Annotated in this window: 2 protein-coding genes; both read right to left on the reverse strand. The window is 65.1% G+C overall.

All coding sequences use genetic code 11. The features are described 5' to 3' along the window. Nucleotides 1-16: 16 nt before the first annotated feature. Nucleotides 17-3,103: an efflux RND transporter permease subunit gene (locus OSH07_RS24315; RefSeq protein ID WP_266341303.1), complete on the reverse strand. Its 3,087-nt coding sequence runs from the start codon at nucleotides 3,101-3,103 to the stop codon at nucleotides 17-19. Continuing rightward, nucleotides 3,100-4,308: an efflux RND transporter periplasmic adaptor subunit gene (locus tag OSH07_RS24320; RefSeq protein ID WP_266341304.1), complete on the reverse strand. Its 1,209-nt coding sequence runs from the start codon at nucleotides 4,306-4,308 to the stop codon at nucleotides 3,100-3,102. The genes OSH07_RS24315 and OSH07_RS24320 overlap by 4 nt, the downstream gene beginning before the upstream one ends. Nucleotides 4,309-4,639 lie beyond the last annotated feature (331 nt).

A 4,639-nucleotide genomic window follows, 5' to 3' on the forward strand; every position in this document is an offset into this window, starting at 1 on the left:
TCCAGCGGAAACCGGCTCAGTGCGCCGGCTTCGGCTCCGCGCCTGCGGGAACGGCCGGAGCCTCGTCCTCGTCTTCCTGCTTCGCATGCTCGCTCGACAGGTAGGTGTAGAACATCGGCACCACGAACAGGGTGAAGATCGTGCCGATCGACATGCCCGTCGCGATGACGAGACCCATCGAGAAGCGCGCCTTCGCGCCGGCGCCGACCGCGAATAGCAGCGGCACCACGCCGAACACCATGGCGGCCGTCGTCATCAGGATCGGGCGCAGGCGAACCCGCGCTGCCTCGACGATGGCGTCATGCCGGTTCAGCCCACGCTCCTCGCGCAACTGGTTGGCGAACTCCACCATCAGGATGCCGTGTTTCGTGATCAGGCCCACCAGCGTGATGAGACCAACCTGCGAGTAGATGTTCAGCGACGCCAGGCCCAGATTGAGCGGGATAAGCGCGCCGAAGATCGAGAGCGGCACCGACATCATGATGATGAGCGGATCGCGGAAGCTCTCGAACTGCGCCGCAAGCACCAGGTAGATGACGACGATCGCGAGCGCGAACACGATCAGGAGCGAATTGCCCGTCTCGAGCTCGGTGCGCGACTGGCCGGCATATTCGATGAAGTAGCCGGGCGGCAGCACTTCCGTCGCGATCTGCTGCAGCGTCGCCAGGCCTTCACCCGACGTCACCGTCGGCCTCGGCAGCGCAGCAAGCGTGGCCGAGTTCAGCTGGTTGAACTGCTCGATCGCCGGCGCCGAACCTTCGGTATTGATCGTCACCACCGAGGAGAGCGGCACCATGTCGCCCGCCTGCGACCGCACGAAGAAGGTCGACAGGCTTTCCGGATTGAGCCGGTACTTCTGCGGCACCTGCGTGATGATGTCGTAGGCGCGCGCCTCGCGGTCGAACTTCGAGATGCCGTTCTCGCCGACGAGCAGGGTCAGCGTGTTGCCGATATCCGACACCGAGACGCCGAGCGCGGCGGCGCGGTTACGGTCGATCACCACATTCACCTTCGGCGTATCGAAGGAGAGCGAGTTCTGCACCACGATGAACTTGCCCGACGCCATGGCGCGGTTCTTGATCTCCTCGGCCACCGCATAGACGCGGTCGGCCGGCTCGGTCGACTGAACCACGAACTGGATCGGCAGGCCGCCGCCGGTGCCGGGAAGCGACGGCACGGCGAAGACGAAGGCCTGCACGCCCGACACCGTATCGAGACGGCCCTGCACCTCCTGCTGGACCTGGGCCTGCGAGCGCGTGCGCTCGGACCAGGGCTTGAGCACGAGGCCCGAGAAGGCCGAGTTGGCAGAGCCGGATCCGGCGATCGAGAACAGCGCCTCGCGTTCCGGAATATCCGCGGTTTTCTGCGCGATCTCGTCGACATAGAGCTGCGTGTAGTCGATCGTCGCATATTGCGGCGCCGTGATCAGCGTGAACATCGCGCCCTCGTCCTCCTCCGGCGCCAGTTCAGACGACGTATGGAGGAAGAGGAAGACCATCGTGCCGAGCAGGGCGGCCACCATCAGCAGCGTGATCGGCCGGACCTTCAGGGAGCCAGTCAAGCGACGCGCATACCAGGCGCTGAAGCGGTCGAACACCTTGTCGATGAAGTGCTGGATACGACCGCCGCCCGGCTTCAGGATGCGGGCCGACATCATCGGCGACACGGTGAGCGCCACGAAGCCCGACAGGATCACCGCGCCGGCGAGCGTCAGCGAGAATTCGCGGAACAGCGCGCCCGTCACGCCCTGGGTGAAGGCCATCGGCGCATACACGGCCGCCAGCGTGATCGTCATGGTGATGACGGCGCCGGTGATCTCGCGCATGCCGACGATGGCCGCCTTCATCGGCTTCAGCCCCTCCTCGATATGGCGGTGGATGTTCTCCACCACCACGATCGCGTCGTCGACGACGAGGCCGATCGCCAGCACCATGGCGAGCAGGGTCAGCGTGTTCAGCGAATAGCCGAGCGCCCATAGGATGAAACAGACGCCTATGAGCGATAGCGGGATGGTGACGATCGGGATGATCACCGAACGGAACGAGCCGAGGAACAGGAAGATCACCACGACGACGATCGCCGATGCCTCGAGGATCGTGTGCAGCACCTCGTCGATCGACGCGCTGATCGCCTCGGTCGAGTCATAGACCAACTCGATATGCATGCCCTCGGGCAGCGACGCGGCGATCTTCGGCAGCTCGTTGCGCACGCCGGTGGCGACGTCGAGCGGGTTGGCCGACGGCGTCTGGAAGATGCCGAGGAACACGCCGGGCTTGCCGTTGAAGCGCACTTCGGTATCCGTCGAGGCCGCCGCCAGCTCGATGGTCGCGACGTCGCGCAGGCGCACGATGTCGGCCCCGTTCGAGCGAAGCGGCAGCGCGCCGAAGGTATCGGGATCCTGCAGCGTCGTCTTCGCCTCGATCGAATAGGCGTAGAACTCGTTCTTGGTCTTGCCTGGCGCCGACAGGAAGTTAGAGCCCTTGATGGCGGCCAGCACTTCCGTCGCCGTCACGTTGCGCGAAGCGAGCGCGACGGGATCGATCCAGACACGCATGGCGAATTCCTGCGCGCCGAGGATTTCGGCGTTGGCGACGCCGTCGACGGTGGCGAAGCGCGGCTGGATCACGCGGATCAGGTAATCCGTCAGCTGCTGCGCGTTCATCGTGTCGCTGCGGGCCGCCAGATACATCAGCGCGAACTGGAAGCCAGTGCCCTTCTGGATCACCGGGTCCTCGGCTTCGTCCGGCAGCTTGCCGCGCACCTGCTGGACCTTGGCGATGACTTCCGTCAGCGCCTTGTCCGGATTGGTGTTCAGCCGCATGTAGACGGAAACCGTCGAGACGCCGAGCGAACTCTTCGACGTGACGTAGTCGACGCCCTCGGCCGAAGAAACCGACTTCGCAATCGTCGAGGTGATGAACCCCTGGATGACGTCGGCGCTGGCGCCCGGATAGACGGTCGTGACGGTTACGACCGTCTCGTCCACCTTGGGATACTGACGGATCGACATCGACAGGATGCCCTGCGCACCGAGCAGCAGCATCAGCAGGCTGACGACCGTTGCAAGCACCGGCCGTCGAATAAAGAGCTCCGAGAAACTCATGACTTGGAAGCCCCTGCATTGGCGTCAGCGCCGGGAACCGGCTGGACCGAATTGTCGACGGCGACCGGGCTGCCGCTGGAGAGCTTGTTCTGCCCGGAAGTGACGATCTGCATGCCCGGCTTGACGCCGTCGACGATCTCGATGCGATCGCCCGAACGACGGCCGAGCTTGACGAACAACTGCTTGGCGACGAGATCCGGCTTGGCCGGTTCGGCGGGCTTGCCGGCGTCGGCCGGCTTCGCAGCCTCGGCGCTCTTCGCAGCGTCTCCGGAAGCCGGCGCCGCGGCCGGCGCATCCTGCACGGCATAGACATAGGCGCCATAGAGGCTGATCGTGACCGCCGTCTGCGGCAGCGCGATCACGCCCTGTTCGACCGGCAGGTCGACGCGGACGCGAATGAACTGGCCCGGGCGAAGCGTCTCGTCCGCGTTGTCGAGCAGCGCCTGCACCGAGACAAGGCGCGAGGCGGCGTCGATCTTCGGGTCGATGCCGGTGATCTTGCCCGAGAAGTTGAGGTCGTCCTCCCTGAGGCCGAAGCGAACCGGCTGCCCGATCTTCAGCGAGCCAAGCTCCTGCTCCGGCACGCTGAAATTGACCTTCATCTGGTCGAGATTCTGCAGCGTCGCGACGACGGTCGCCGGCTGCACATACTGGCCGACGTCGATCTTCGGAATGCCGATCGTGCCCGGGAACGGCGCCCGGATCGCCTTCTGATCGAGGGTCGCCTCGAGCTGCGTCAGCGCGCCCTTGGCCTTGTCGAGATTGTTCTGCGCTTCCTGCAGCGAGGCCACCGTGCTGACATTGCGCTGCAGCAGCGCCTGGGCGCGGCTGAGCGCGTCCTGGCTGACGGCAACGGCGGTGTTCGCGCTGACCAGGCCGGCGCGCTCGACGGCGTCGTCGATCTGCACCAGCAATTGGCCCTGCTCGACCTTGTCGTTCGCCTTGAACAGGATCTTTTCGACGATGCCGCCGGCCTGGACCGCGACGTCGACGCCTTCCGCCGCCGCGGCCGTTCCCACCGCCTCGATGCCGGGCGTCCACTGCGCCGGCTCGACGGTGATCGCCGAGATCGTGACGACGGGCGCCTTCATGTTGGCGAAGAACTGCTCGATCATCTTGGTCCGGAAGAAATTGAACCAGATGAGACCGCCACAGAACGCCACGACGACGACGAGCAGAATCGTTGCAAGGATGAACCGCTTCATGTTTGGCAATCCAATGGGCGCAGGGCGAGCCGGGGAAGCCGAGCGCATAGTACAAAACAAATAAACCCGGCAGCCAGCCTCGCAGGCCTGCTGCCGCGGTCAGCAGGCAGATTTGTGTACCGCGTGCACATAACTGTCAACGCACGCTTGAGGCGGAGCGAACGTTCGCTCGACGCGAGTGCCAACAAGGCAACACCTACCGACTGGATATCCGGCCCGAAAAGCGGGCCATCAGGCCTGGAGATCCGCCTCCCCTTCCGCGACGGGTCCGGCCGCGCGCCGCTGTCCTTTGGGCGGAATCTCCTGAGAGCTCGTCCGCGCCGCTGTTCGG

Origin of the sequence: Kaistia nematophila, assembly GCF_026343855.1 — a bacterium.
GTDB lineage: Bacteria > Pseudomonadota > Alphaproteobacteria > Rhizobiales > Kaistiaceae > Kaistia > Kaistia nematophila.